The sequence below is a fragment of the Paludibacterium flexuosum genome (assembly GCF_037076605.1).
Taxonomy (GTDB): Bacteria; Pseudomonadota; Gammaproteobacteria; order Burkholderiales; family Chromobacteriaceae; genus Paludibacterium.
Genome location: NZ_AP029060.1, coordinates 802,480 through 825,274, shown reverse-complemented (window position 1 = coordinate 825,274; position 22,795 = coordinate 802,480). Strand labels below are relative to the sequence as shown.

Annotated in this window: 31 protein-coding genes and 1 other RNA gene; 11 read left to right on the top strand and 21 right to left on the bottom strand. The window is 61.0% G+C overall.

Going from position 1 to position 22,795, the window contains the following annotated elements:
• Window positions 1-43: 43 nt before the first annotated feature.
• A complete protein-coding gene (locus AACH39_RS04040; protein ID WP_215782317.1) occupies window positions 44-481 on the bottom strand; it encodes a cytochrome c in 438 nt (145 codons plus the stop codon).
• Window positions 482-615: 134 nt separating this feature from the next.
• On the opposite strand from AACH39_RS04040, the gene AACH39_RS04035 reads away from it, so the two are divergent.
• Window positions 616-1,053, top strand: a complete 438-nt coding sequence (locus AACH39_RS04035; RefSeq protein WP_215782318.1) for a Fur family transcriptional regulator — start codon at window positions 616-618, stop codon at window positions 1,051-1,053.
• Window positions 1,041-1,970 carry a GTP-binding protein gene (locus tag AACH39_RS04030; RefSeq protein WP_338620952.1) on the top strand — a complete coding sequence of 310 codons (930 nt, stop codon included), beginning with the start codon at window positions 1,041-1,043 and terminating at the stop codon, window positions 1,968-1,970. The genes AACH39_RS04035 and AACH39_RS04030 overlap by 13 nt, the downstream gene beginning before the upstream one ends.
• Before the next feature lie 4 nt (window positions 1,971-1,974).
• Here the strand turns inward: AACH39_RS04030 and AACH39_RS04025 are convergent, their stop codons facing one another.
• Window positions 1,975-2,637: a sulfite exporter TauE/SafE family protein gene (locus AACH39_RS04025; protein ID WP_338620951.1), complete on the bottom strand. Its 663-nt coding sequence runs from the start codon at window positions 2,635-2,637 to the stop codon at window positions 1,975-1,977.
• A 193-nt stretch (window positions 2,638-2,830) separates the two neighbouring features.
• Here AACH39_RS04025 and AACH39_RS04020 point away from each other — a divergent pair, with 193 nt between their 5' ends.
• Window positions 2,831-3,616 carry an enoyl-CoA hydratase-related protein gene (locus AACH39_RS04020; RefSeq protein WP_338620950.1) on the top strand — a complete coding sequence of 262 codons (786 nt, stop codon included), beginning with the start codon at window positions 2,831-2,833 and terminating at the stop codon, window positions 3,614-3,616.
• 26 nt (window positions 3,617-3,642) lie between these two features.
• Here AACH39_RS04020 and AACH39_RS04015 read toward each other — a convergent pair whose 3' ends face one another.
• A complete protein-coding gene (locus AACH39_RS04015) occupies window positions 3,643-4,026 on the bottom strand; it encodes a nuclear transport factor 2 family protein (protein WP_215782322.1) in 384 nt (127 codons plus the stop codon).
• A gap of 89 nt (window positions 4,027-4,115) precedes the next feature.
• Here AACH39_RS04015 and AACH39_RS04010 point away from each other — a divergent pair, with 89 nt between their 5' ends.
• Window positions 4,116-4,847: an AraC family transcriptional regulator gene (locus AACH39_RS04010; protein WP_338620949.1), complete on the top strand. Its 732-nt coding sequence runs from the start codon at window positions 4,116-4,118 to the stop codon at window positions 4,845-4,847.
• A 48-nt stretch (window positions 4,848-4,895) separates the two neighbouring features.
• Here the strand turns inward: AACH39_RS04010 and AACH39_RS04005 are convergent, their stop codons facing one another.
• The 8 genes from AACH39_RS04005 to AACH39_RS03970 all read right to left on the bottom strand — a co-directional run bounded on the left by AACH39_RS04005 (window position 4,896) and on the right by AACH39_RS03970 (window position 10,163).
• A complete protein-coding gene (locus tag AACH39_RS04005; RefSeq protein WP_215782324.1) occupies window positions 4,896-5,687 on the bottom strand; it encodes a peptidylprolyl isomerase in 792 nt (263 codons plus the stop codon).
• Between the two features lie 24 nt (window positions 5,688-5,711).
• A complete protein-coding gene (locus AACH39_RS04000) occupies window positions 5,712-6,500 on the bottom strand; it encodes a peptidyl-prolyl cis-trans isomerase (RefSeq protein ID WP_215782325.1) in 789 nt (262 codons plus the stop codon).
• Window positions 6,501-6,521: 21 nt separating this feature from the next.
• The gene (locus AACH39_RS03995; RefSeq protein WP_215782326.1) at window positions 6,522-6,788 is read right to left on the bottom strand and encodes a BolA family protein; all 267 of its coding nucleotides are present in this window, start codon (window positions 6,786-6,788) and stop codon (window positions 6,522-6,524) included.
• On the bottom strand, window positions 6,785-7,087 hold the full coding sequence (locus AACH39_RS03990) for a YciI family protein (RefSeq protein WP_215782327.1): 303 nt from the start codon (window positions 7,085-7,087) through the stop codon (window positions 6,785-6,787). Before AACH39_RS03990 ends, AACH39_RS03995 begins: the two co-directional genes overlap by 4 nt.
• A 3-nt stretch (window positions 7,088-7,090) precedes the next feature.
• The gene (locus AACH39_RS03985) at window positions 7,091-7,621 is read right to left on the bottom strand and encodes a septation protein A (RefSeq protein WP_215782328.1); all 531 of its coding nucleotides are present in this window, start codon (window positions 7,619-7,621) and stop codon (window positions 7,091-7,093) included.
• Window positions 7,622-7,700: 79 nt separating this feature from the next.
• Window positions 7,701-8,609: a stomatin-like protein gene (locus AACH39_RS03980; protein WP_215782329.1), complete on the bottom strand. Its 909-nt coding sequence runs from the start codon at window positions 8,607-8,609 to the stop codon at window positions 7,701-7,703.
• A 4-nt stretch (window positions 8,610-8,613) separates the two neighbouring features.
• A complete protein-coding gene (locus AACH39_RS03975) occupies window positions 8,614-9,072 on the bottom strand; it encodes an NfeD family protein (protein WP_215782330.1) in 459 nt (152 codons plus the stop codon).
• Between the two features lie 203 nt (window positions 9,073-9,275).
• A complete protein-coding gene (locus AACH39_RS03970) occupies window positions 9,276-10,163 on the bottom strand; it encodes an HD-GYP domain-containing protein (RefSeq protein WP_338620947.1) in 888 nt (295 codons plus the stop codon).
• A 204-nt stretch (window positions 10,164-10,367) separates the two neighbouring features.
• Between AACH39_RS03970 and AACH39_RS03965 the strand changes: the two genes are divergently transcribed.
• Both AACH39_RS03965 and AACH39_RS03960 read left to right on the top strand, forming a co-directional pair.
• Window positions 10,368-11,021, top strand: a complete 654-nt coding sequence (locus AACH39_RS03965) for a ParA family protein (RefSeq protein ID WP_215782332.1) — start codon at window positions 10,368-10,370, stop codon at window positions 11,019-11,021.
• 214 nt (window positions 11,022-11,235) lie between these two features.
• A complete protein-coding gene (locus tag AACH39_RS03960; protein ID WP_215782333.1) occupies window positions 11,236-12,183 on the top strand; it encodes a GMP reductase in 948 nt (315 codons plus the stop codon).
• Window positions 12,184-12,247: 64 nt separating this feature from the next.
• Here AACH39_RS03960 and AACH39_RS03955 read toward each other — a convergent pair whose 3' ends face one another.
• Window positions 12,248-12,733, bottom strand: a complete 486-nt coding sequence (locus tag AACH39_RS03955) for a GAF domain-containing protein (protein ID WP_215782334.1) — start codon at window positions 12,731-12,733, stop codon at window positions 12,248-12,250.
• 109 nt (window positions 12,734-12,842) lie between these two features.
• On the opposite strand from AACH39_RS03955, the gene AACH39_RS03950 reads away from it, so the two are divergent.
• Window positions 12,843-13,385: a MarR family transcriptional regulator gene (locus AACH39_RS03950; RefSeq protein WP_215782335.1), complete on the top strand. Its 543-nt coding sequence runs from the start codon at window positions 12,843-12,845 to the stop codon at window positions 13,383-13,385.
• Between the two features lie 60 nt (window positions 13,386-13,445).
• Here AACH39_RS03950 and phbB read toward each other — a convergent pair whose 3' ends face one another.
• The 4 genes from phbB to AACH39_RS03930 all read right to left on the bottom strand — a co-directional run bounded on the left by phbB (window position 13,446) and on the right by AACH39_RS03930 (window position 16,763).
• Complete coding sequence (gene phbB / locus AACH39_RS03945; protein ID WP_215782336.1) at window positions 13,446-14,183, bottom strand: acetoacetyl-CoA reductase; 738 nt, start codon at window positions 14,181-14,183, stop codon at window positions 13,446-13,448.
• A gap of 143 nt (window positions 14,184-14,326) precedes the next feature.
• Window positions 14,327-15,193, bottom strand: a complete 867-nt coding sequence (gene rsgA, locus AACH39_RS03940) for a ribosome small subunit-dependent GTPase A (protein WP_338620946.1) — start codon at window positions 15,191-15,193, stop codon at window positions 14,327-14,329.
• Window positions 15,190-15,519 (bottom strand): 4a-hydroxytetrahydrobiopterin dehydratase, encoded by a 330-nt coding sequence (locus tag AACH39_RS03935; RefSeq protein ID WP_215782338.1) that lies wholly within the window; start codon window positions 15,517-15,519, stop codon window positions 15,190-15,192. The genes rsgA and AACH39_RS03935 overlap by 4 nt, the downstream gene beginning before the upstream one ends.
• On the bottom strand, window positions 15,516-16,763 hold the full coding sequence (locus tag AACH39_RS03930) for a M48 family metallopeptidase (protein WP_215782339.1): 1,248 nt from the start codon (window positions 16,761-16,763) through the stop codon (window positions 15,516-15,518). Before AACH39_RS03930 ends, AACH39_RS03935 begins: the two co-directional genes overlap by 4 nt.
• A gap of 78 nt (window positions 16,764-16,841) precedes the next feature.
• On the opposite strand from AACH39_RS03930, the gene orn reads away from it, so the two are divergent.
• From orn to AACH39_RS03915, 3 genes are read left to right on the top strand one after another with little or no spacing between them, the layout of a single operon-like run.
• The gene (gene orn, locus AACH39_RS03925) at window positions 16,842-17,387 is read left to right on the top strand and encodes an oligoribonuclease (protein ID WP_338620945.1); all 546 of its coding nucleotides are present in this window, start codon (window positions 16,842-16,844) and stop codon (window positions 17,385-17,387) included.
• 50 nt (window positions 17,388-17,437) lie between these two features.
• Complete coding sequence (pgi, locus tag AACH39_RS03920; RefSeq protein ID WP_338620944.1) at window positions 17,438-19,087, top strand: glucose-6-phosphate isomerase; 1,650 nt, start codon at window positions 17,438-17,440, stop codon at window positions 19,085-19,087.
• A 25-nt stretch (window positions 19,088-19,112) separates the two neighbouring features.
• Window positions 19,113-19,634, top strand: coding sequence for a CinA family protein (locus tag AACH39_RS03915; protein ID WP_215782342.1), 522 nt, complete (start codon window positions 19,113-19,115; stop codon window positions 19,632-19,634).
• On the opposite strand, the gene xerC is transcribed toward AACH39_RS03915, so the two are convergent.
• The 3 genes from xerC to AACH39_RS03900 are packed head-to-tail and all read right to left on the bottom strand — an operon-like array spanning window position 19,623 to window position 21,404.
• Window positions 19,623-20,516 (bottom strand): tyrosine recombinase XerC, encoded by an 894-nt coding sequence (gene xerC / locus AACH39_RS03910; protein WP_215782343.1) that lies wholly within the window; start codon window positions 20,514-20,516, stop codon window positions 19,623-19,625. The genes AACH39_RS03915 and xerC overlap by 12 nt on opposite strands.
• A complete protein-coding gene (locus AACH39_RS03905) occupies window positions 20,503-20,961 on the bottom strand; it encodes a TerB family tellurite resistance protein (RefSeq protein ID WP_215782344.1) in 459 nt (152 codons plus the stop codon). Before AACH39_RS03905 ends, xerC begins: the two co-directional genes overlap by 14 nt.
• Complete coding sequence (locus tag AACH39_RS03900; protein WP_215782345.1) at window positions 20,958-21,404, bottom strand: thioesterase family protein; 447 nt, start codon at window positions 21,402-21,404, stop codon at window positions 20,958-20,960. Before AACH39_RS03900 ends, AACH39_RS03905 begins: the two co-directional genes overlap by 4 nt.
• Window positions 21,405-21,528: 124 nt before the next feature.
• Between AACH39_RS03900 and AACH39_RS03895 the strand changes: the two genes are divergently transcribed.
• Window positions 21,529-21,978, top strand: coding sequence for a universal stress protein (locus tag AACH39_RS03895; protein ID WP_215782346.1), 450 nt, complete (start codon window positions 21,529-21,531; stop codon window positions 21,976-21,978).
• An 82-nt stretch (window positions 21,979-22,060) separates the two neighbouring features.
• Here AACH39_RS03895 and AACH39_RS03890 read toward each other — a convergent pair whose 3' ends face one another.
• Both AACH39_RS03890 and ffs read right to left on the bottom strand, forming a co-directional pair.
• Window positions 22,061-22,384 (bottom strand): helix-turn-helix domain-containing protein, encoded by a 324-nt coding sequence (locus AACH39_RS03890; RefSeq protein ID WP_215782347.1) that lies wholly within the window; start codon window positions 22,382-22,384, stop codon window positions 22,061-22,063.
• Between the two features lie 249 nt (window positions 22,385-22,633).
• Window positions 22,634-22,732: signal recognition particle sRNA small type (gene ffs / locus AACH39_RS03885), an RNA gene on the bottom strand.
• Between the last annotated feature and the right edge of the window lie 63 nt (window positions 22,733-22,795).

Below are 22,795 nucleotides of genomic sequence, written 5' to 3'. Positions count from 1 at the left end.
CGCAAGTCGGCTGACTTGCGGTTTTTTTATGCCTGATGGCGGCTTATTCGACTTTCGGGCCGCGGAAGGTGTCGTGACAGGACTTGCAGCTCTGCGACACCAGGTCGTAGTTTTTCTTGATGCTGGCGAGGTCGCCACTGTGCGCGGCGACATTCAGGGCGTCGACCGCCTTGAAGAATTTGTCCTTTTCGCCCTGGAACTTGGCGGGCTGGCTCCAGATTTCCGGCTTGGCCCGGCTCTTGGCATCGATGCTGTTGGGGACAAACAGGGTAAAGGGCTGCTCGGCCGCCAGCTTGAAGGCATCGGCATGCTGAATGAAGGTGGCCTTGTTGTAGGGGTCTCGGCCACGAACGACCACCCCCATCGGCTCGAATTGCAGCAACATTTTCTTGAAGGCCTGCTGGCGTTCGGCGCCGCCCGGATTGGCCAGTACGGGGAGGGTAAAGGCGGTCAGCAGGGTCGTCAGAAGCAGTTTTTTCATGATGTCACGGTGTCAGGTTGAATGACGGCGATTTTATCACAATGGAATGTTGCTGCCGGTACGGGGTGTTAAAACTTGTAAAGAGGAAATGTTATAATATAACATGGGTTTTTTTCTGAAATGGATCGCCTCGAATGGATGTGCAAAGCTTTGTGGCCGAGGCCGAGCGTCACTGTCTGACGCGTGGCTGCAAGATGACCGCACTGCGCCGTCAGGTGCTTGAGCTGGTGCTGCGTCATGACGGGGTGGTCAAGGCGTATCAGGTGCTGGCCGATTTGCAGCAGGAGCGCGGGGGCCAGGCCGCGCCGCCGACCGTGTATCGTGCGCTGGATTTTCTGGTGGAGCAGGGCTTGTTGCACCGGGTCGAGGCGCTGAATGGTTATATCGTCTGCGACCATTTCGGCTGTGAGCATGAGTCGCTGTTTCTGGTCTGTCGCGATTGTGGTGCGATCTGTGAGCTGGATGCCGCTTCCAGTCTGTCCAGCCTGGCCTCGGCCACGGCGGAGGTCGGTTTTGAACTGCAGGCGCAAAATCTGGTGCTGACCGGCACCTGTCAACGGTGTCGTCCATGAAGAAAACCATTGTCAACCTGTTTACCGGCTTTCTCGGTGTGGGCAAGACCACGGCCCTGCGCCACCTGATTGCGCATCGTCCGGCCGAGGAAAGCTGGGCGCTGATTGTGAATGAGTTCGGCGAGATCGGGATTGATGGCGCCGTGCTTTCCGGCGGCGAGGTACCGGTGGCGGAGATCGCCGGTGGTTGCCTGTGCTGTGTGGCCGGGCCGCAGATGACGGCCACGGTGGCGACCCTGCTGCGCCGGGCCAGGCCGGACCGGTTGCTGATCGAGGCCAGCGGGCTGGCGCATGCCGCCGGCGTGATTGACGAACTGCGCCAGCAGCCGCTGGCCGAGGCGCTGGAGGTGGGAGCGGTACTGACGCTGGTGGATCCGCGTCAGTTTGTCGATCCGAACTATCAGCGCCAACCCATGTACCGTGACCAGATCACGCTGGCGGATGTGTTGGTGGCCAACAAGATTGATCTGGCTGATGTGCCGACCATGGCGGCCTTCCGTCGTCAGGCCGAGGCCCTGTTCCCGCCCAAGCGGCTGATTGCCGAGGTCCGTGACGGGGCGCTGGAGGCTGACTGGCTGACGCTGGCCAATGTGACGCAACAGCAGGCTTACCGGCCGCGCCTGAACCGTGAGATGCCTGCCGACTGGCAGTCGCATGGCTGGACGTTTGATGCCGGTCAGGCTTTTGATGCCGAGCGGCTGACGGCTTTTTTTGATGACTTGCCGCGGCGGGTCCCTGGCTTGCAGCGCGCCAAAGGGGTGTTTTCGGTGCTGGGAGACCGGGTCTGGCTCAACTGGGTGGATGGCCAGTGGGGCGCCACTCAGGTGGCATGGCGGCGCGACAGCCGTTTTGAACTGATTGCACCGCAGATCGATATTGCCGATGTCGAGCAGGCGCTGCGCGCCTGTTTCGCCTGAGCGCTCAGTGAGGAATCAGATGTAGCAGCTGCCAGATCCCCAGCAGACAGACCAGCAGGCCGGTGCCCAGTCGCACGGCCTGTTTTTGCATCTGCTGGCGCAGTGCATCGGCGAACAATCCCATGGCGAGCAGGTTGGGCAGGGTGCCCAGACCAAAGCAGAGCATGATGAGTGCGCCCTGCGCGGCATGGCCGCTGGCGAGGGCGGACAGGCTGGCGCTATACACCAGTCCACAGGGAACCCAGCCCCAGATCATGCCTGCCAGAAAGGCCTGGCCAGGGTGGCGCAACGGCAAAATGCGGCCCAGCAGCGGTTGCAGGCGGCGCCACAGCGGCTGCCCCAGGCGTTCGATGCGAGTCACCAGAGCAGACAGGCCTGCCAGGTAGAGGCCAATGGCGATGATCATCAGGTTGGCCAGCAGATAGAGCGCGATTTGCAGCGGTCTGGCATGCTGCATGGCGGCGCCGGCCAGACCGCCGAACAGGGCGCCGATCAGGCTGTAGCTGCCGAGCCGGCCAAGGTTGTAGCCCAGCAGCATGGGCAGCCGGCGCTGGCCGGCGGGCAGCTTGATACTCAGCGCGGTGACGATGCCGCCGCACATGCCGATGCAGTGGCCGCCGCCCAGCAGCCCGGCCAGAAACATGACCAACAGACTGGTTTCGATCATCGGGTATTCACCATGAAAAGCGCATTCTAGCAGCCTTGCGGTCTGGATTGATGCCCAACCTTTTGCTGTTTGTCATGAATGGGGCAGTTTGTGATTCTTGTTGCATTTGAGGGGCTGGCGGCTAGAAACAAAGCAGGGGTGGCCCGTTGCGGGGGCGCGGCGCCTTTCCCGCCAGATCGAGGCGAGGATTACCATGACTTCATTCCTGACGCTGGAGCAACTGGGGCGTACTGCGATTGTGACCATTCAGCAGCCGCCGGCCAATTTGCTGACGGTGGAGGTGCTGCAGGCCTTGTCGCAGCAGCTGTCGGTCTTGCAGGCCGACGATTCTCTGCACGCGCTGGTCCTGACCGGCGCCGGGGAGCGCTATTTTTCAGCGGGCCTGACGTTGCCGCCACTGGCTGGCGGCGACTGGGCCCAGGCCGAAGGGCTGATTGATGCGCTGCTGACGGTTTGTCAGCAGTTGCGTTCTTTTCATGGTTTGTCTGTGGCGGCCGTCAATGGCTTTGCGCTCGGGGCTGGGCTGGAGTGTGCGCTTTGCTGTGATGTCATCGTCGCTGAACGCGGGGCCATGCTGGGGATGTCGCAGGCCAGGGTGGGTCTGATTCCGGGGGCGGGAGGGCTGAAGTTTCTGACCGACAAGATCGGGCAGCCCTGGGCACGTCGCATGGCGCTGTGTGGTGAGGTGCTGGATGCCGGCAAGGCCTGGCAGATCGGCCTGGTGGAGGAGGTGGTGGACGCCGGCTTTGCCAAGATTGTGGCGGTCAGTCTGGCCGACCGGATTTCACGTCAGGGGCCGCAGGCGGTGCGTCTGGCGCAGGGGTTGATCGATACGGCGCCTGCGCAGTCTCTGGATGATCACCTGCAGCAGGCACGTCTGGCCTATATGCAGGTGATCGGCAGCGAGGAGCAGCGTGAGGGGGTGGCGGCTTTTCTCGACAAGCGGGCGCCATCCTGGTGTGAAGACGAGGACGACTGAGTATCCGGGCCTCGCTGCCGGGTGGCCTAGCGTGACCCCATGTCGCGATCAGCGCCCTGTCCTTGTTGCATGTAGGTCAATTCTTCGCAGCGTACGATGCGACTGTCCTGCAGGGTGAACAGTGCCATGACCCGGTAGTGGGCCTGGCCGCCGTCTGTTTTGTCTACCCTGACCTGATGTTGGCTGAAAACCAGCTTGTCTTCCGCAATCAAGTGATCAATCTGCAGCGTCATCTTGTCGGCGCGCTGATTCAGTGTGGCCAGATGTTGCAGGAAGGCGGGGTAGTCAAGCTGGTGGCCGTCGACCCATTGTTGGTAGGTCGGGGCGATGTATTGCTCGATTTCGCTGCGGCTGGCTTGCCCGCTCAGAATGGTTTCGAGGGCCTGGCGAACGATGTGCTGTGGGGACATGTGAGCTCCTTGGTGTGTGAGCCGGTATTGTCCGGTTTTTTTCTCTGGTAATATTTCGATATTATCTCTATTTATGTCTTGATCGGTTCATGATGCCAAATGCCACAGTGATGTCCTTGCAACATGGTGTGCGCGAGCGTACCGGCAGCCATGTGCATGCGACTGGTCAGCTTTTTGTGGTGCGCGAAGGGGCGATTCATCTGCGCAGCAGTGAAGGGCAGTGGCTGGTGCCTTCGGGGTGTCTGGGCTGGGTGCCGCCCATTTGTGCGCATGAAGCGCTGTTTCCCTGCGCGGTCAGCGGGCAGTCTGTCTATGTCGATGATGGTTGGAGCGGTCGCTATTTGCCGCTGGCACTCAAGGTCGTTCGCTTGTCGCCCTTGCTGATGGCGGTGCTGCCATTTTGTCTGGATGAGGGTTTGCCTGCGCGGCGACGTGCGTTGTACTGGCAGGTGCTGGCGGATGGGCTGTCGTATGCGCCTTCTCTGTCCAGCGGCATGGCTTTGCCGCAATCGAGTCGTCTGCTGGCTGTGGTGCAGCAGTTGCTGGCGGTCCCCGATGATGAGCGTGGGCTGGATGACTGGGCTTTGCACGCAGGCATGTCACGCAGTACCTTCATGCGCCATTTCCGGCGCGAGACCGGACTGGCCTTCGGGGTGTGGCGTCAACAGTTGCGAGTCTGGCATGCCATGCGCCTGCTGGCCGAGGGGCGCTCGGTCACCGAGGTGGCGCTGACGGTGGGCTATCAGAGTCCCAGTGCCTTTATTCAGGTGTTTCGTCGTCAACTCGGCATGACGCCTGCTGCCTTTGTCGCGCAGGCATAAAAAAACGCCACGGCATGCCGTGGCGTCGGGTGAGGCAGCGGTCGGCGCTTATTGCTGGATCTTGGCCTTGGCCTTCAGATCGGCAATGTACTTCTGGATGCGCTCGCCTTGCAGTTGCTGTTCGAGTTGCGGACGCAGGGCTTCCAGCTTCGGGAATTCCTCGGTGCGGACGTCGTCCAGCTTGATGATGTGCCAGCCGAACTGGGTCTTCACCGGCTTGGCCGTGATTTGACCCTTGGCCAGCTTGGCCATGGCCTGGCCGAATTCCGGCACGAAGGTTTCCGGCTCGTTCCAGCCCAGATCGCCACCATTGGCCTTGCTGCCCGGGTCGATGGACTTTTCCTTGGCCAGCTGAGCGAACGGCTTGCCCTTCTTGAGGGCGGCGATCACGGCATTGGCTTCGGCTTCGGTCTTCACCAGGATGTGCTGGGCATGGTAGCTCTTCTTCTCCGGCGTGGCCGCCTTGAGCTTGTCGTACTCGGCCTTCAGGTCGCTTTCCGATACCGGGTTGCTGGCAACGAATTGCTTGATCAGCTGGTTGGCCAGGGTCATGGCTTCGGCGTTGTCCAGCTCGGCGCGCACTTCCGGCAGCTTGTCGATGCCTTTGCGCACGGCTTCCTGGCGCAGGACTTCGGCGGTGATCAGTTGCTGCTTGATCATTTCCGGCAGGCGCGGATCAGCCTGCTGGCCCTGGGCCTGAGCCTGGGCATTCATCATCTTGGCGACTGCGTCAAAACGGGCCTGGGAGATGGTGGTGCCGTTGACTTGAATGTCGGCAGCCAGAACGGCACCGGCGGCAAGGGCGCAGGCAATGGTGCCGGCAATCAGGGTCTTTTTCATATGTGTTCCGTATGAGTGAATCGGTTACTGGATCTTGGCCTTGCTGCGCAGATCGCTCATGGCCTGCTCAATTTTCTCTTCCTGCAGCTGGCGCACGATTTGCGGTTTCAGCTGGTCCAGCGGCGCCGGTACGGCCGGGCGCGACTCAACCAGCTTGACGACGTGCCAGATATTGCCGGCAGAAATGGTGGTGACCTGGCCTGCCTTGAGGTTCTTCACGGCATCGGCCAGCACCGGCGGCATGCTGGCGGTGTTGAGGATGCCCATTTCACCGCCGGACTGCTTGGCATTCGGATCGATCGATTTTTCCTTGGCCAGCTGGGCAAATGCCTTGCCCTTCTTCAGGTCGGCAATGACCTTCTTGGCGTCGGCTTCGCTCGAAACGACGATCTGTTGCAGGTGCATGTCGGTCGAGCCCTTGAGCTTGGCGGCAAACTCGTCGTAGCGGCTCTTCACGGCGGCATCGTCGATCGGGCTTTGCTTGACGATGTCGGCTGCCAGCGCTTCCTGCAGGATGCCATCGGTGGCCTGCTTGATCTGTTCCTGTACCGCCGGGGCCTTGTCCAGGCCGCGACGCTTGGCTTCATCCAGTGCCAGTTGCTGGTTGATCAGGGAGTTCTTGATCTTTTCGCGCAGTGCCGGCGTGTCCTGGGCCTGGCCGTTGCTGTTGCCTACGATCTGGCTGACGATCTGGTCAACCTTGCTCTTGTCGATCGGCGTGCCATTGACGACGGCAACCGAGTCGGCAAAAGCCATGCTTGGCAGGGCGATGGAGGCGGCGAGCAGAAGACTGGCCAGTTTGTTGAGTTTCATAGTTACCCCTTGAAGTTGAAATCAGGATTCTTCGGGTGCCAGCGCAAGGATGGCCAGCGCATGAATCCGGTTTTGCATCAGATCGCCAAGCGTCTGGTAGACCAGGCGATGCCTTGCGAGGCGGTTGAGACCGCTGAATTGTTGACTGACGATGGTCAGCTGGTAGTGGCCGCCGCCGGCACGGGCACCGGCATGGCCGGCGTGCAGGTGGCTGTCGTCACGAACCAGCAGTTGTTGCGGCGACAATGCCGTCAGGCGTTGCTCGATGAGGCTGACCGTATCGCTCATGCCGGGAAGACCTTGCGCCAGGGTTTGACTTCGACCTCTGCATAGACGCCAGCCGCCACATAGGGGTCGGCGTCTGCCCAGGCCCGTGCTTCGTTCAGGTCGCTGAATTCGGCAACGATCAGGCTGCCGCTGAATCCGGCCGGACCCGGGTCGCTGGCGTCGATGGCCGGAAAGGGGCCGGCAAGCAGCAGCCGGCCTTGCTCCTGCAGGGCGGTCAGGCGCGCCAGGTGGTCCGGTCGGGCCGCGAGGCGACGAGACAGCGAATCGGGCACGTCACGCGCCATGATGGCGTACAGCATGTCTCAGTCTTCCTTGATGTACTTGGATACCAGCAGGCTCTGGCCGATGGCGAAGGCCAGCAGCAATCCCGTGGTACCGAACAGTTTGAATTTGACCCACATGGGCTCGTCGACAGAATAGGCCACGAGCAGGTTGACGCCCCCCAGCAGCAGGAAGAACACCGCCCAGGCCTGACACAGCCGGTCCCAGATCGTGTCGGGCAGCTGGATCTGCTTTTCCAGTAGTGCGCGTATGCCGTTTTTACCTACATGACGCCCGATTAGCAAGCCTGCTCCCATGATCCAGTAAAGGATGGTGGGTTTCCACATGATGAAATGGTGGTTCTTGGAGATCAGGGTGGCACCGCCAAACACGGTGATCAGGGCAAAACTCAGCCACAGCATTTTGTCGACCTTGCGGTGACGGATCCAGGACCAGGCCACTTGCAGTGCAGTCGCGGCAATGGCGATCTTGGTGGCAAGGAAGATGTCGTGGCTGAAGGAATAGGCTGCAAAGAACAGCAGTACCGGGAACAGATCGGATAAGAATTTCATTAGCGCAGCTGCGGTAGAGGTTGGGGTGATTATGGGGGTTGCCGGCCGGCAATTCAAGCATCCGGCCGGCCTGGTGCAATTAAGATTTTGCCGGCTTGACGATGCTCATGGCGCTGGCGATCAGTCCGCCCAGATCCGCCACGTTGGCCGGCATGATGACCGTGTTGCCCTCTTTGGCCAGCTGGCTGAAGGCGGCAACATACTGCTCGGCCACCTTGAGGTTGACCGCAGCCATGCCGCCTTCGTTGCCGATGGCGCTGCCGACACGGGTGAGGGCTTCTGCCGTGGCGTCCGCCACCAGGCGCATGGCTTCCGCCTGACCCTGGGCCTGGTTGATGGCGGCCTGACGACGACCTTCCGACTCCTGGATGGCTGCCTCGCGGGCGCCGGTGGCCAGGTTGATCTGTTCCATCTTGCGGCCTTCGGATTCGGCAATGCGCGCACGTTTGCCGCGTTCAGCCGTGATCTGCGCCTGCATGGCGTGCAGAATTTCCTGCGGCGGTACCAGGTCCTTGATCTCATAGCGCAGCACCTTGACCCCCCAGCTGAAGGCGGCTTCGTCCAGGGCGGCGACGACGGCGGCGTTGATTTCATCCCGTTCTTCGAAGGTCTTGTCGAGTTCCATCTTGCCGATGACCGAGCGCAGCGTGGTCTGGGCCAGCTGGGAAATGGCCAGGACGTAATCGCTGGAGCCGTAGGAAGCGCGCTGCGGATCGGTGACCTGGAAGTACAGGATGCCGTCCACCTTGAGCTGGGTGTTGTCGCGTGTGATGCAGATCTGACTCGGGACGTCGAGCGGGATTTCCTTCAGGTTGTGGCGATAGGCAATGCGATCCACGAAGGGCACGATGATGTTGAGGCCGGGGCCGAGTACGCCGTGAAAGCGGCCGAGCCGCTCCAGTACGAAGGCGGTCTGCTGCGGAACCACGCGCACGGATTGCAGCACGAACAGCAGGACAACGACGAACAGTGCAATGGCGAATTCCATGTTTTTATCGACTTTCTGCAGGTTGGAGGGAGACGTGCAGCAGGTTGCCGTCACGTCCGACAATAAAGGCCGTCTGTCCGGCGGCCGGGTAAGGGGCTAGCAGCAGGGCATCCCATTCGGCGCCGCGGTAAAGGACCCGTGCGCGCTGAGCATCCTCCGGGCGGAGGTGCAGGACGCGGACCGGCTGGCCGATGTCCGGGTCGTCGACCGGGCGGGGCGGGGCAGGCGGCTGGCGCCGCTTCCAGGCGCTCACGGCGAACAGGGCCAGCAGGCCGGCCACGCTGGCGATGAAGAATTGGGGAATCGGTTGCCAGGCGTACAGCGCGGCGATGCCGCCGCCGGTTAGGGCGATGGCAAAGACCAGCAAGTACAGCGTGCCGGTCATGAACTCGACGCCCAGGGCAATCAGGGCGCCGACCAGCCAGAACGTGGCATGAGTGTCGAGCAGGGTCTGGAGGGACATGGCAAGTCGGTCCGGGGTGAGTGCTTTATCTGGCGCGGCCTTGCTCTGCTGCGGGCGGCGCCCCGGGGTGTTCAATATCACAAACAGTCATGGCCGGCCAGGGGCTGCGAACGGCCGTGGCGTGTCTGCAGATGTCGGCCCTGGCGATGCTTAGTCGCTCAGCATGGGAAAAAGATCCTTCAGAACGTTGATTTATCTTGATTTCATGCATTAAACCAGCGACGCCACCATGAAGCCGGAGGCTGTCTGCTGCCGGGCAGGGTGATTTCAGCCTCTCGAATCAAGGTGTCGCACAGCTCGATGTTCAGCGCCGGGATCAGTTGATCCGGTGTGCCCTTGCGGCCGGTGGGTTCGATCCGGGCCCGGCCGTGCTCCAGGTGGAGGACGACCTCGCTGGTGCAGTTGGGACAGTACAGATGGTCGCCGGCATGGTGGTGGCGGGTGCGCAGAATGATCGGTCCGCAGGCGGGGCAGTGCTCCAGCGGGATGCCCGGTTCGCTGTGGCCAACGATATCGGCCAGCTGGTTGAGCTGGGCGAGCCGGAGGAAATGCTCGCCATACTGGCGGTCGAACTGGCTGCCCAGGTTGTCGCTGATGATGGCCAGGGCCTTGTCGATCGGCATGCCCTGGCGGTACGGCCGGCTGCTGGTCATGGCATCGAAGGCGTCGCAGATGCCGACGATGCGGGCATCGACCGGAATGCTGTCCAGGGGCAGGCCGGCCGGATAGCCTCGTCCGTCCGGCCGTTCGTGGTGCATGCGCACGGCGGCCTCCACCAGGTGTCGCAGCGGGTGATTGGCCAGGATGCGTTGCCCCACCTCCGGGTGGGTCTTGATGATGGCGTATTCCTCGTCGGTCAGTTTGTCCGGCTTGCGCAGAATGGCGTCGGGGACGCCGATCTTGCCCAGATCGTGCAGGAAACCGCCGAGCATGATGCGCATGACATCGACAGGCGGGAGGCCGGCAGCCTCTGCCGTTCGCCGGGCGAACTGCGAAACGCGCCATAAGTGCCCCCCTGTATAGGGGTCTCGTGCCTCCACCATCCAGGCCATGGCAAACAGGGTTTTGAGCAGGGAATCAAACGCATCCATGCGGAGGGTTCCGGTGTCTGACGATGTCATAGTATAGCCATTGCCCTGTCGTCTGTGAGGCGGGTTGTGACGAATGGATGGCAATCTGGCCGGAGAAGATGCATATGGTATAGTGACCGGCTGGAGAAAGCTCTGAACAGAGAGTTGCCGTTGGAGCGGTCTGTTCAGAGGGTTCTTGAGTCAGGGAATCCTTAGGGAGGATCAATGGTTCGATCAATTCTGGTGGCCAATCCGAAAGGCGGGAGTGGCAAATCGACGCTGGCAACCAATCTGGCCGGGTATTACGCCAATGCCGGGCGTCAGGTGATGTTGGGGGATGTGGACCGACAGCAGTCCTCCCTGCGCTGGCTGGCGGGACGTGATCCGGCGCTGCCGGCGATTCATGGCTGGGAAGTGGTGCCCGGCGAGCCTGCCCGGCCGCCGCGTGGTACTCAGGTGATGGTGCTGGACAGTGCGGCGGGTTTGCATGGCAAGAAGCTGACGGCGCTTTTGCGGCGGGTTGATCGAGTCCTGGTGCCTATCCAGCCGTCGCCGTTCGATATGTGGGCGACAGAAGATTTTTTTCAGCAGATTCTGGCCGAGAAGGCGCTGCGCAAGAGCAAGGTGTTTTTGGGGGTGGTGGGGATGCGCGTCGATCCGCGCACGCGCTCGGCACGCGAGCTGGAGCAGTTCCTCGCCGGCTATGAGGTGCCGGTGCTGGGCTGGTTGCGTGATACCCAGTTGTATGTGCAGGCTGCTGCCGGCGGTCTGAGTCTGTTCGATTTGCCGCCAGGACGCAGTGCGCGTGACCGGGAGGCCTGGGCGCCGATCCTGCGTTGGCTGGGGCAGGATCATGACGGTGACTGGTGTGACAAATAATTGCTTGTTGTTTTTTTGCTGGCTGGGGCTATGAATGGAGTGAGTGGCAAAAAAATCGCTTGACGTGAAGCGTTTGTGCGCTTAAATTCGCTTCGTAATTGCGTGTGCGACCGACGAACGGAAGCGCAGGGCAAGTTGCAACAAGGGAGCCATCACGGCTCCCTTTTTGTTTGGGGCCCTCTCTTTTTAATCCCGAACCTGGACGATCACGAACATGAACACCGAATTGAACTACGCCGATATCTATCTGGTGCCGAAGAAGACTGTGGTGGACAGCCGCAAGGAGTGCGATACCTCCGTGCAGCTGGGTAAACACCGTTTTGTCATGCCGGTTTACGCCTCGAACATGAAGAGCGTGGTCGATGCCGATACGTGTGAGTTTTTTGCGCGCCAGGGCTGGTTCTACACCATGCACCGCTTCAATGTTGATGTGGTGCGTTTCGTGGCCGACATGCAGGCCAAGGGGCTGTTTGCCTCCATCAGCGCCGGGGTGAATGAAGACACGCTGGTGCAGCTCAACGAGCTGAAGGCTGCCGGCCTGACGCCGGAGTACATCACCATGGATGTGGCCAATGCCTGGTGCGTCAAGGCGGAACGCATGATCAAGGTGATCAAGGACATGTTCCCGGACAGCTTCCTGATTGGCGGCAATATTGCCACCGCCGAAGCGGCCCGTGATCTGGAAAGCTGGGGCTGCGATGCCATCAAGGCCGGTATCGCCGGTGGCCGTGTCTGCATCACCAAGAACAAGACCGGTTTCCATCGTCCGATGGTGTCGACCACGCTGGATTGCGCCCATGCCGTGCGCGTTCCGGTGATTGCCGACGGCGGCATTGTCGAGCATGGCGATGTGGCCAAGGCCATGTCCTGCGGCGCTGCCATGGTGATGGCGGGCTCGCTGTTTGCCGGTTATGACGAGTCGGCAGGCAATATCGTCGAAATCAACGGCAAGCATTACAAGGAATACTTCGGCAGCGCTTCGCAGTACAACAAGGGTGCCTACGTCAACGTCGAGGGCAAGAAGATTCTGGTCGAGTACAAGGGCAGCATGCAGAAGCTGCTGGTCGAACTGATGGAAGACCTGCAGTCGTCGATCAGCTATGCCGGTGGCCGCGATCTGGCCGCGCTGCGCGATGTGGAGCGCATTGTCGTTCATCGCTGAGCGATGCCGATGAAAAAAGCCCGGACAGGTTCCGGGCTTTTTTGTTGTCAGCTGCCTCGGCTGCTCAGAACAGCGGGCTGAGCAGGGCGGCCAGTTTCTCCAACTGACGGGCATCTTCGTCGTCGAAGCTGCCAAGCTGGTCGCTGTCGATGTCCAGGACGCCAGCCACTTTGCCGGTCTGGTCGAACAGGGGAACGACGATCTCCGAACGGGCTGCCGAGGAGCAGGCGATATGTCCCGGGAAGGCGTCGACGTCGGCGACCACCTGTGTCCGGGCGCTGGCCCAGGCGGTACCGCAGACCCCTTTGCCGTGCGGGATGCGCGTGCAGGCCAGCGGTCCCTGGAACGGTCCCAGTACCAGCTGTTCGCCCTTGACCAGATAGAAGCCGGCCCACAGCCAGTCAAAACTCATTTTCAGCATGGCAGCCACGTTGGCCAGTCCGGCGATCAGGTCGGTTTCTCCGCTCAGCAGGGCCTCGGCTTGCGGCAACAGGGTCTGGTAGCGCTCACGCTTGTCGGTGGTGTCAGAGATGATCAGTGTTTCTGCCATGGTGTCATACTCAAATTTAACGGACTAAGATAATAGCGCGCGGCCGCGTCTGCGTCATGAGGCGTCGCGTGCTTCCACTTTTGTCAGGAATGTCAGGAATAACCGGAAAATGAATCAATTGTCCCCGATGGCCGAGCGGTTTGTGCTGCACTTTGGCGAGATGGGGCGCCATTGGGGCATGAGCCGCAGTGTGGCGCAGATCTTCGCCTTGCTGTTTGTGTCCGGCCGGGCACTCAATGCGGATGAGCTGGTGGAGATCCTTGGCATCTCGCGTTCCAATGTGGGGGCAGGCCTGAAGGATCTGGCGGGCTGGCGTCTGGTGCATCCGGTTCCGCTGGCCGGGGATCGTCGCGAGTTCTTCGCGGTGCCGGAGGATGCCTGGGAGGTGCTGCGGCGCCTGGCGCTGGAGAAGCGCCGCCGAGAGCTGCTGCCGACACTCGAGTTTCTCGGGGAGGCGCTGCGCCAGTCGGCGCAGGATGGGGCAGAGCGGCAGGATCAGGCCAGGCTGCGCGCCTTGTATGATCTGCTCGATTTGTTCTGTAGCTGGTTTGACGATGTGCAGAAGTTGTCACCGCAGACGCTGGAGCGGCTGATGCGCCTGGGCTCGCGCGTGTCGAGGGTGCTGGATGCCGGACCCGGGCGGCGCGAATGAGGAGGATTGAGGCAAAAAAACCGGCGGACAGGCAGTCCGCCGGTTTTTTTGGGGATGTGCTTACTTGGTGTGTTGCCCGCCGTTGATCGCCACATTGGCGCCGGTGATGAAGCCGGCGATGTCGGAGGCGAGGAAGGTCACCAGGGCGGCGATTTCTTCCGGCTTGCCCAGTCGGCCGACCGGAATCTGCGCCACAATCTTCTCGCGGACATCTTCCGGAATGGCCATCACCATGTCAGTGGCGATATAGCCCGGCGAGATGGTGTTGACCGTGATGCCCTTGCGGGCCACTTCCTGTGCCAGGGCCATGGTGAAACCATGCATGCCGGCCTTGGCTGCGGAATAGTTGGTCTGGCCGAACTGGCCCTTCTGGCCATTGATCGACGAGACATTGATGACGCGACCCCAGTTGCACTCGATCATGGTTTCGATCACCGGCCGGGTCATGTTGAATACTGAATCCAGATTGGTGCGCAGGACGGCATGCCAGTCGTCGAAGGTCATCTTGCGGAAGGTGCCGTCGCGGGTGATGCCGGCATTGTTGACCAGGATGCTGATCGGGCCGATCTCCTCGTGCACCTGATCGACCATGCGGCTGCACAGATCGGCATCCGTCACGTCGCACTGGTAGGCATGCGCCTCGATGCCGGCTTCTTTCATGTCGGCCAGCCAGGCGGCTTCCTTGCCCGGCTTGCTGTAGGTGGTCACCACAATGTGACCGGCCTGTCCGAGCGCCTTGCAGATGGACGTGCCGATGCCACCCATGCCGCCGGTGACCAGTGCAATTCGTTTTGTCATGATTTCTATCCTCCAAAGATTAACAGCGATCCTGCCGAATGCGTCTTTCTTCTTCTGTGACCAAGAATACAGGAGGGTAAAAAATTGTAAATGGGTCGTTCTACTTCGAAATTTATGACTTTAAGGTAGATTGTAAAGCTTTGTTAATCCAGTTCGTTGATCAGGCGTTGCAACAAAGCCAATCGATACGGGCGGATGCCGCCATTTTCAGCCGCCTGCTTGATGGCACAGCCGGGTTCGGCCCGATGGCTGCAATTATGAAATCTGCATTGACCGATCAGGGGGCGCATTTCCGGGAAGTAATGGATCAGCTCGGTGGCCTGCAGATGTTTCAGGCCGAATTCTTGCAGTCCGGGGGAATCGATCAAATGGCTTTGTGCGTCAAGGTGATAGAGCGTGGCATGTGTGGTGGTGTGGCGGCCGGAATCCAGTGCTTCGGAAATTTCCGCCGTCCGTGCCCGTGCGGCAGGCAGCAGCGCATTGGTCAGCGTGGATTTGCCCATGCCGGACTGGCCGATCATGACGCTGGTCTGGCCTTGCAGCCAGGGGAGCAGCAGGCTGACATCCTGCTTGGCCGACAGGGTGACCAAGGGGTAACCCAGCGCCTGATAGGGCGCCAGTGCCGTCAGATAGGCTGTACTTTCGGGCAGGTCAGCCTTGTTGACGACAATCACCGGCTCAATGTCGGCGGCCTCGGCGGCAATCAGGCAGCGGTTGAGCAGGTCTTCGCTCGGCGTCGGGACGGCAGCGGTCACGAACAGGATGCGGGTGACGTTGGCGGCAATGATCTTGGTGCGCCAGTCATCCTGACGGTAGAGCAGGCTGCGGCGCTCTTCGGCGCTTTCGATCACGGCCTGTTCACGGTTCTGTACCAGGATGTGTACCCGGTCGCCGCAGGCAAAATCCACCCGTTTGCCGCGGGTGGTGCAGTCGTATTCCTGGCCGCCGGCCTCGACGACGAAACGTCGGCCATGGCTGCGGATGATTTGTCCGTTCAGGGTGTCGCTCATGCGGTCTCCGCCTGCAGGGCCTGGCAGCGGGCGGCGCAAATGAAGTCGTTCATGGTCAGTCCGTTGGCATCATGGGTGTTCCAGGTCACATGTACCCGGTTGTAGTGCACCGACAGGTCGGGGTGATGGTCCTGCTGGTGGGCAATCCATGCCAGCGCGTTCACAAAGGCCATGGTGTGGTGGTAGTCGGCAAAATGGTAAGTCTTGCTGAGTGTCTGCCCCTCGATTTGCCAGCCGGGCAACTGAGCCATCAGGGCCGGCAGCTCGCTGGCCGCAGGGCGCTCGCGCACGGTGTGCGGGGTGCATTGCAGGGTGGCCAGGTTCATGCGTGCTCTCCTTTCAGGTGGGCGATACGCAGTGCCGCCGGGGGGTGCGAGTCGTAAAAGGCGGAATGCAGCGGATCGGGGGTCAGGGTCGATGCATTGTCACGATACATCTTTACCAGTGCACTGATCAGGTCGCGGGCATCGGTCTGGCTGGCCGCGAAGTCGTCCGCCTGGTATTCGTGGCGGCGCGACATGCGGTTCATCAGCGGGGTCAGCGGGAAGGTAAAGACCGGCAGTACCATGAAAAACAGCAGCAGGGCCTGAGCCGGCCCCTGGCTGGCCAGTCCCAGCCCCTGATAGAACCAGGCGGCATCGACCAGTTGTCCCAGCAGCCACAGGGAGACCAGGGAGAGCAGGAAGGTGGTGGTGATGCGCTTGATGACGTGGCGCAGTTTGAAGTGGCCCAGTTCATGGGCCAGTACGGCCTCGATTTCGGCTGGGCTGAGCTGTTCGATCAGGGTGTCGAAAAACACGATGCGTTTGGCGCTGCCAAAACCGGTGAAGTAGGCATTGCCATGGCTGGAGCGGCGCGAGCCGTCCATGACGAATACCCCCTGGCTGCGAAAGCCGGTGCGTTGCAGCAGTTGTTCGATACGCTGCTTGAGCGCCTCGTCCGCAAGGGGGGAGAAGCGGTTGAACAGCGGGGCGATCACGCTGGGGTAGATGACCAGCAAGGACAGGCTGAAGGTCATCCAGACTAACCAGAGCCAGAGCCACCAGTTCTGTCCTGCCGCCATCATCAGCCAGATGGCCAGTGCGATCAGCGGCAGGCCGACGATGGCGCCGACCAGCACACCCTTGAGGCCGTCCAGCAGGAACAGACCCAGGGTCATTTTGTTGAAACCGAAGCGTGCTTCGATGACGAAGGTGGCGTAGAGCGACAGCGGCAGGGAAATCAGGCTGGTCAGCATCAGGCTGATGGCGATGAAGGCCGTACCTTGCCAGATGGGGTGCTGGCTGAGGAGTCCGGCCAGCGACCACAGCAGATTGAAGCCGCCACCAAGGGTCAGCATCAGGGTCAGCAACAGATCGAGGCTGCCGGAGAAGATGTTCAGGCGGATTTTGGCGCGTGTGTAATCCGCGGCGCGCTGATGTTCCTCCAGCGGCATGTCGGCGGCAAAGGCCTGAGGGACGCTGTCGCGATGGGCCAGGATGTGGCGACTGTGACGCAGGGCCAGCCACAATCGCAGGAAAAACGTCAGCAGAACAACAGCGATAAACACCTTGGTAAAGACGGCAGCCATCAGATATCTTTTCTTTGAGGTTTGCCGGATAGGCGGCAATAGCGGAAAATGACCGGATACTAGCAAAGACGAGTAAGTATGGCACAAGATCAGAACAACCTCATCTGGCTCGACATGGAAATGACGGGCCTGAACCCGGATACCGACCGGATTATCGAACTGGCTGTCGTGATTACCGACAGCCAGTTGAATATTGTCGCCGAATCGCCGGTGTTCGCCGTGCATCAGCCGGACAGCGTGCTCGACGGCATGGATGACTGGAACAAGTCCACGCATGGCCGTTCCGGCCTGATTGACCGCGTGCGCGCATCGACGCTGAGCGAGGCCGAGGCCGAAGCGCAAATGCTGGCCTTCCTGCAGCAGTACACGCCGGCGCGCACGTCGCCGATGTGTGGCAACTCGATCTGCCAGGATCGCCGGTTCATGGCTCGCTGGATGCCGGCGCTGGAGGCCCACTTCCACTACCGCAATCTGGATGTGTCTACCCTGAAGGAACTCTGCAAGCGCTGGAAGCCTGAATTGGCCCGTGGCGTGGTCAAGAAGGGCAAGCACGAGGCGCTGGCCGACATTCTCGAATCGATCGAGGAAATGCGTTACTACCGCGACAATTTCATCAAACTGTAAGCTACTGGCACGCCCGTGCCGACGGTGCGGGCGTGCGCCGGAATCCCTGCATGCCTGTTTTTCGCCAGAACGATATCAATGCCTCTGCCGCCTGGGCGCGCCTGCACCAGCATCAGCGTGCCACGCGCCACATGCATATGCGCCAGCTGTTCGAGGCCGATGCTCACCGTTTTGAACGTTTCTCCATCGAGCTGGACGGCCTGTTGCTCGACTACTCCAAAAACCGCATCACCGAACGCACGCTCGAACTGCTGATCGACCTGACCGATGCGGCCGAGCTGTCGGGCTGGATGGCGCGTATGCGCAGCGGCGAGCGCATCAATGTCAGCGAGGACCGCGCCGTGCTGCATACGGCGCTGCGTCTGCCTCGGGATGCCCGGCTCGAGGTTGACGGGCAGGATGTGGTGGCGCCACTGCATGCCGTGCTGCAGCGCATGCGGGACTTCAGCGAGCGTGTCCGTGGCGGCCAGTGGCGCGGTGCCACCGGCAAGGCCATCACCGATGTTGTCAATCTGGGGATCGGTGGCTCGGATCTCGGCCCCCTGGTGGTGACCGAGGCGCTGGCGCCTTATGCCAGCGAGACGCTGCGCATTCACTATGTTTCCAATGTCGACGGTCAGCATATTGCCCGCACGCTCAAACCGCTTGATCCGCAGTCGACGCTGTTCATCGTGGCGTCCAAGTCGTTTACCACGCCGGAAACCCTGCTCAACGCCCAGGCGGCGCGTCGCTGGCTGGTCGGTCATCTGGGCGAGGCCGCAGTGGCACAGCATTTTGTGGCGGTGTCCAGCAACCGCGAGGCCGTCACTCAGTTCGGTATTGATGCGCAGCATATGTTCGAATTCTGGGACTGGGTCGGCGGGCGTTTCTCCGTCTGGTCGGCCATCGGTCTGCCGGTGATGCTGTCGGTCGGCTTCGAGCGTTTCAGTGAGTTTCTGGCCGGTGGTCATGCGATGGACCGGCATTTCTTCGAAGCCCCCTTCGTGCGCAATATCCCGGTCATCCTGGCTTTGCTCGGGATCTGGTACAACACGTTCTACCGTGCGCATACCCATGCCATCATGCCCTATGACCATGGCCTGCGCCGTTTGCCGGCGCATATCCAGCAGCTGGACATGGAGTCCAACGGCAAGCGGGTCGGCCGCTATGGCGAGCGGCTGGACTTCGATACCGGCCCGGTGATCTGGGGTGAGGAGGGGGTCAACAGCCAGCATGCCTTCTTCCAGTTGCTGCATCAGGGGACCCGGCTGGTGCCGTGCGATTTCATCGTGCCGATGAACAGCCATGATGGCTGTGACCAGCAGCATCGGGTGCTGGTGGCCAACTGTCTGGCTCAGACTCAGGCGCTGATGCATGGCAAGACGGAAGCGGAGGTCCTGGCGGAAATCGGTGATCTGCCGGGCGATGTGATCGACATGCTGATGCCGCAGAAATTATTTCCGGGCAATCAGCCGTCCAATACCATCGCCCTTGATCAGCTCACGCCCTATACCCTGGGGATGCTGATGGCGATGTATGAGCACAAGGTGTTTGTGCAGGGGGTGATCTGGGGGATCAACTCCTTCGATCAGTGGGGGGTGGAGTACGGCAAGCAACTTGCCCGGGTGATTCTGCCTCAGCTCGATGGCGGCGATGCCGATCCGCACCATGATTGTTCCACGCAGGGACTGATCCGGCATTTTCAGCAACGTCGCGGTTAAGGACGGCATCAAGAGGAGCAGGGCGATGCAGCATGGTGCAGCAGACTGGTTTGAGCAGGCCGCGGCCTTGGCGCAGCGTCTGGGGCTGCAACTTCAGGCGCGCGCGCAATGCGTGGCGACGGCAGAGTCCTGCACCGGCGGGCTGATCAGCGGGGCGCTGACGGCCGTGCCCGGTTCTTCGGCCTGGTTCGGTTTTGGGTTTGTGACGTATAGCAATGAAGCCAAACAGCAATTGCTGGGCGTGGACGGCGACACCTTGCGGTGCCACGGGGCGGTCAGTGAGGCGACGGTGCGCCAGATGGCGCGCGGGGCCTGCCGGGCAGCCAAAGCCGACTGGGCGGTGGCGGTGTCCGGTGTGGCCGGCCCCGGAGGCGGCTCGGCAGACAAGCCGGTCGGTACCGTGTGGTTTGGCCTGGCAGGGCCGGATGGTGATGAAGCTTTCGTCTGCCATTTCGATGGCGATCGCGATGAGGTGCGCGGGCAGACCGTGCTGATGGCGTTGCAACGTTTGCTGGCACGCTGCGCGGCCGCCACCTCAGTCGTCTGAGGTCTTCGGCTTGCGCGCCCTGGGGTGGGCGGCATCGTAGACCTGGGCAAGATGCTGGTAGTCCAGGCTGGTATAGATCTGGGTGGTCGACAGGTTGGCGTGGCCGAGCAGTTCCTGTACGGCGCGCAAGTCCCCGGAGGATTGCAGCAGGTGCGATGCAAAGGAATGACGCAGCATGTGCGGATGGACGTGCTGTGTGGCGCCGCTCTTGAGACTCCACTCGGCAAGTCGCTTTTCGATCTGGCGTGCACCGAGCCGCCGGCCGCTCTGGCCGGTGAACAGGGCACTTTCCCCCGGTTCGGCCTGACGCTGACCCAGCCAGTCCTGCAGGGCGGCCCTGGCCACGCTGCCGACCGGCACGATGCGGGTCTTGTTGCCTTTGCCGGTGACGCGTGCCAGCGACTGCTCGAAGTCGATATCTTCCAGGTCCAGTCCGGCCAGCTCGGCCAGTCGCAATCCCGAAGAGTACATCAGTTCAAACATGGCTTTGTCGCGCAGCGCCAGCGGGGTGTCCGGCGTGACCCCATCCAGCAGTGCTGCCGTGGCATCGACGGCCAGGGCATGGGGCAGTCGTTTGCCTTCTTTCGGCGGGCGCAGTCCCTGGCAGGGGTTGTGGCTGGCTCGTTGCTGCCCGATCAGCCAGCCAAACAGGCCGCGCCAGGCGGAGAGCATGCGACCGATGCTGCGGCCGGACAGGCCGCCGGCATGCAGCCGGACAATGTAGTGACGGATGTCGCTGACGCTCAGCTGCCCGGCCGGCTTGTCGCCGGCCAGCTCGGTCAGGGTGTGCAGGTCGCGCCGGTAGGCGCCGACGGTATGGCGACTCTTGCCTTCGCGTTGCAGCGCGGCAAGAAAGTCCGCGCAGTCTTCAGTCCAGGGCATTTTGCGGTTGCTGGCTGCCGGCTGACCGCGGTTTTCTGATGATGGCGGCCTCGATGTCGCTCAGGGTGATGTCCCAGCGTTGCATCAGGTAGCGCAGCAGGGCCATTTCCGGCGGGCTGATGTCGCCATCCGCCTTGGCCACGTCCATGGCCAGGGCGCAAGTCAGCAGACGCTTGCTGCGGTCGGTGACTTCTTCCAGCAGCGTGTCGATGCGCTGGCGGTCGATCAGATGGATGGTGCCGTCTTGCTCGGCCTCGTCGGAGATGTCATCGCAATAGTCGACCAGCACCTGGGTGAACTGCTTGCGGCTCAGGCCGAGCAGGTCGTAGGTCATGATCTTTTCCAGCGCATCGAGTTCACGCTCGTCCATTTCACCATCGGTGATCATGAACATGGCGATGAAGCGGGCCATCGCCTGTGGGGAGTTGACGCGGTAGGGTCTCATGCGGGTGTTCCTCCTGCTAGCTGCGGCAGTCTCGCCAGAAAAGCTGGCGGAATCGGCGCTATTTTTCTGTGGGCGTAATCGAAAAATACGATACCTGTTTTCAATCTTGCCACTTCTTTGCCTGAGTTGTCATCGACAGCTTGGTAAATCATGTCAAAGCCATGGTGGCTGACATCAGTAATGCCCAGCTTCAGGCGCAGGCGGTTGCCATGAAAGACCTCGGCCTTATAGCTGATGGCTGCGTCTGCCATGATGATCCCACTGCCGGCGACGTCCAGTTCGCTATAGCCGAGCGACTGCAGGAATCGCAGTCGCGCTTCATGTGCATATCTTAAAATTGCATCATTGGCCATGTGATTGCCATAATTGATGTCGCCGATGCGAACTTCGAGCAGGGTTTCGAAGAGCACGGGGTCGGGTAAACTGATCTGAATTCGGGCCATGGGCATCTCTCGGTAGCAAGCCGTCAGTCTAATGGACTGTTTTAATCTGCATCAACCGTTTGGCAACCCGCTTTGCTAGACTGGTACTGACAGGGGACACATTCCCCAATGAAGGAGGGGCATCATGTACCAACGGATATTTGTGCCGGTAGACGATAGTGAAACCTCGAATCTGGCGCTGACAGAGGCCTGCAAGCTGGCCAGCGAGTGTGGCGCACAGGTGCGTATGGTGCACGTGGTGGACCTGGCGCAGTTTGGCTGGGGAGGGACCGAGTTCCTCGACGCCTCCGAATTGCAGAAATCGGTCAAGGAGGCCGGCGAGCAGGTGCTGCGTCAGGCGCATGAAAAGGCCGAGTCGCTGGGCGTGAAGCCGGAGTGCAAAATTCTGGAAAGCTGGGGCGACAAGATTGCCTCGGTGTTGCAAGAGGATGCCAATAGCTGGGGGGCCGATCTGGTGGTCATGGGGACCCACGGCTGGACCGGGGTGATGCATCTGCTGATGGGCAGCGTGGCCGAGGGCCTGCTCAAGACCTGCGATGTGCCGGTGCTGCTGGTGCGCTATAACGGCGAGTAATGGGTGACCGGTCGGTCATGAAAAAGGGCGGAAGCGCCATGCGCTTCCGCCCTTTGTCTGTCTGTCTGACTGGCGTGCCTGCTTAGCCCAGCAGCGCTTCTGCGCCGCCTTCCTGGGTTTCCATCTTGGCACGTACGGCCTTGCGCAGGCTCTTGTAGAGGTCCGGGTGGGTTTCTTTCAGATATTCCACGATTTCGAAGTCTTCGCGACGAACCTTCGACAGGTCAATCTGTTCAACATGCACCAGGCGCAGCAGTTCGCGCACCGGCTTCGGCATGTTGCGGCCGCTTTCATAGCGCGAGCCACCGGATTGGGTGACGCCGATACGGCTCCAGAACTCTTGTTGGTTCAGGCCGAGTTTGCGACGGATTTCACGCGGGTTGGTGATCTTTTCGAATAGTTTCATTTTTGATGTCCTCTCATTGGCAATGCGAAATCGGCTGTCTAATAGTTGTTCGGCATGACCGACAATCTAACAGTAGCAAAATATCTAAATTGGGTATCCCAAAACTTTGTAAAAAAATAGTAAAGCCTTGGCGTAAGTAATTTTGCGTAATGTTAGCTGAATCTTATGGTTGAGAACAATGGGATTTTATGCCAATGTCGCAATGACATACGTGCATGACATGAATTTGCATGATAGGGAGAGGGGAGGGGTGGCGAGCCTGACCCCCGGCACTTGCACGATGTGATTTTGGCTGCTTCCTTCCGGACCTGACCAGGTGAACCACGATGCAATGCGGGGAGACCCGCCATAGAGAGGCAGAGTATAGCCACTCGGGCTTGAGGTGTCACGATCTTTTTCCGTTTTGCCGGG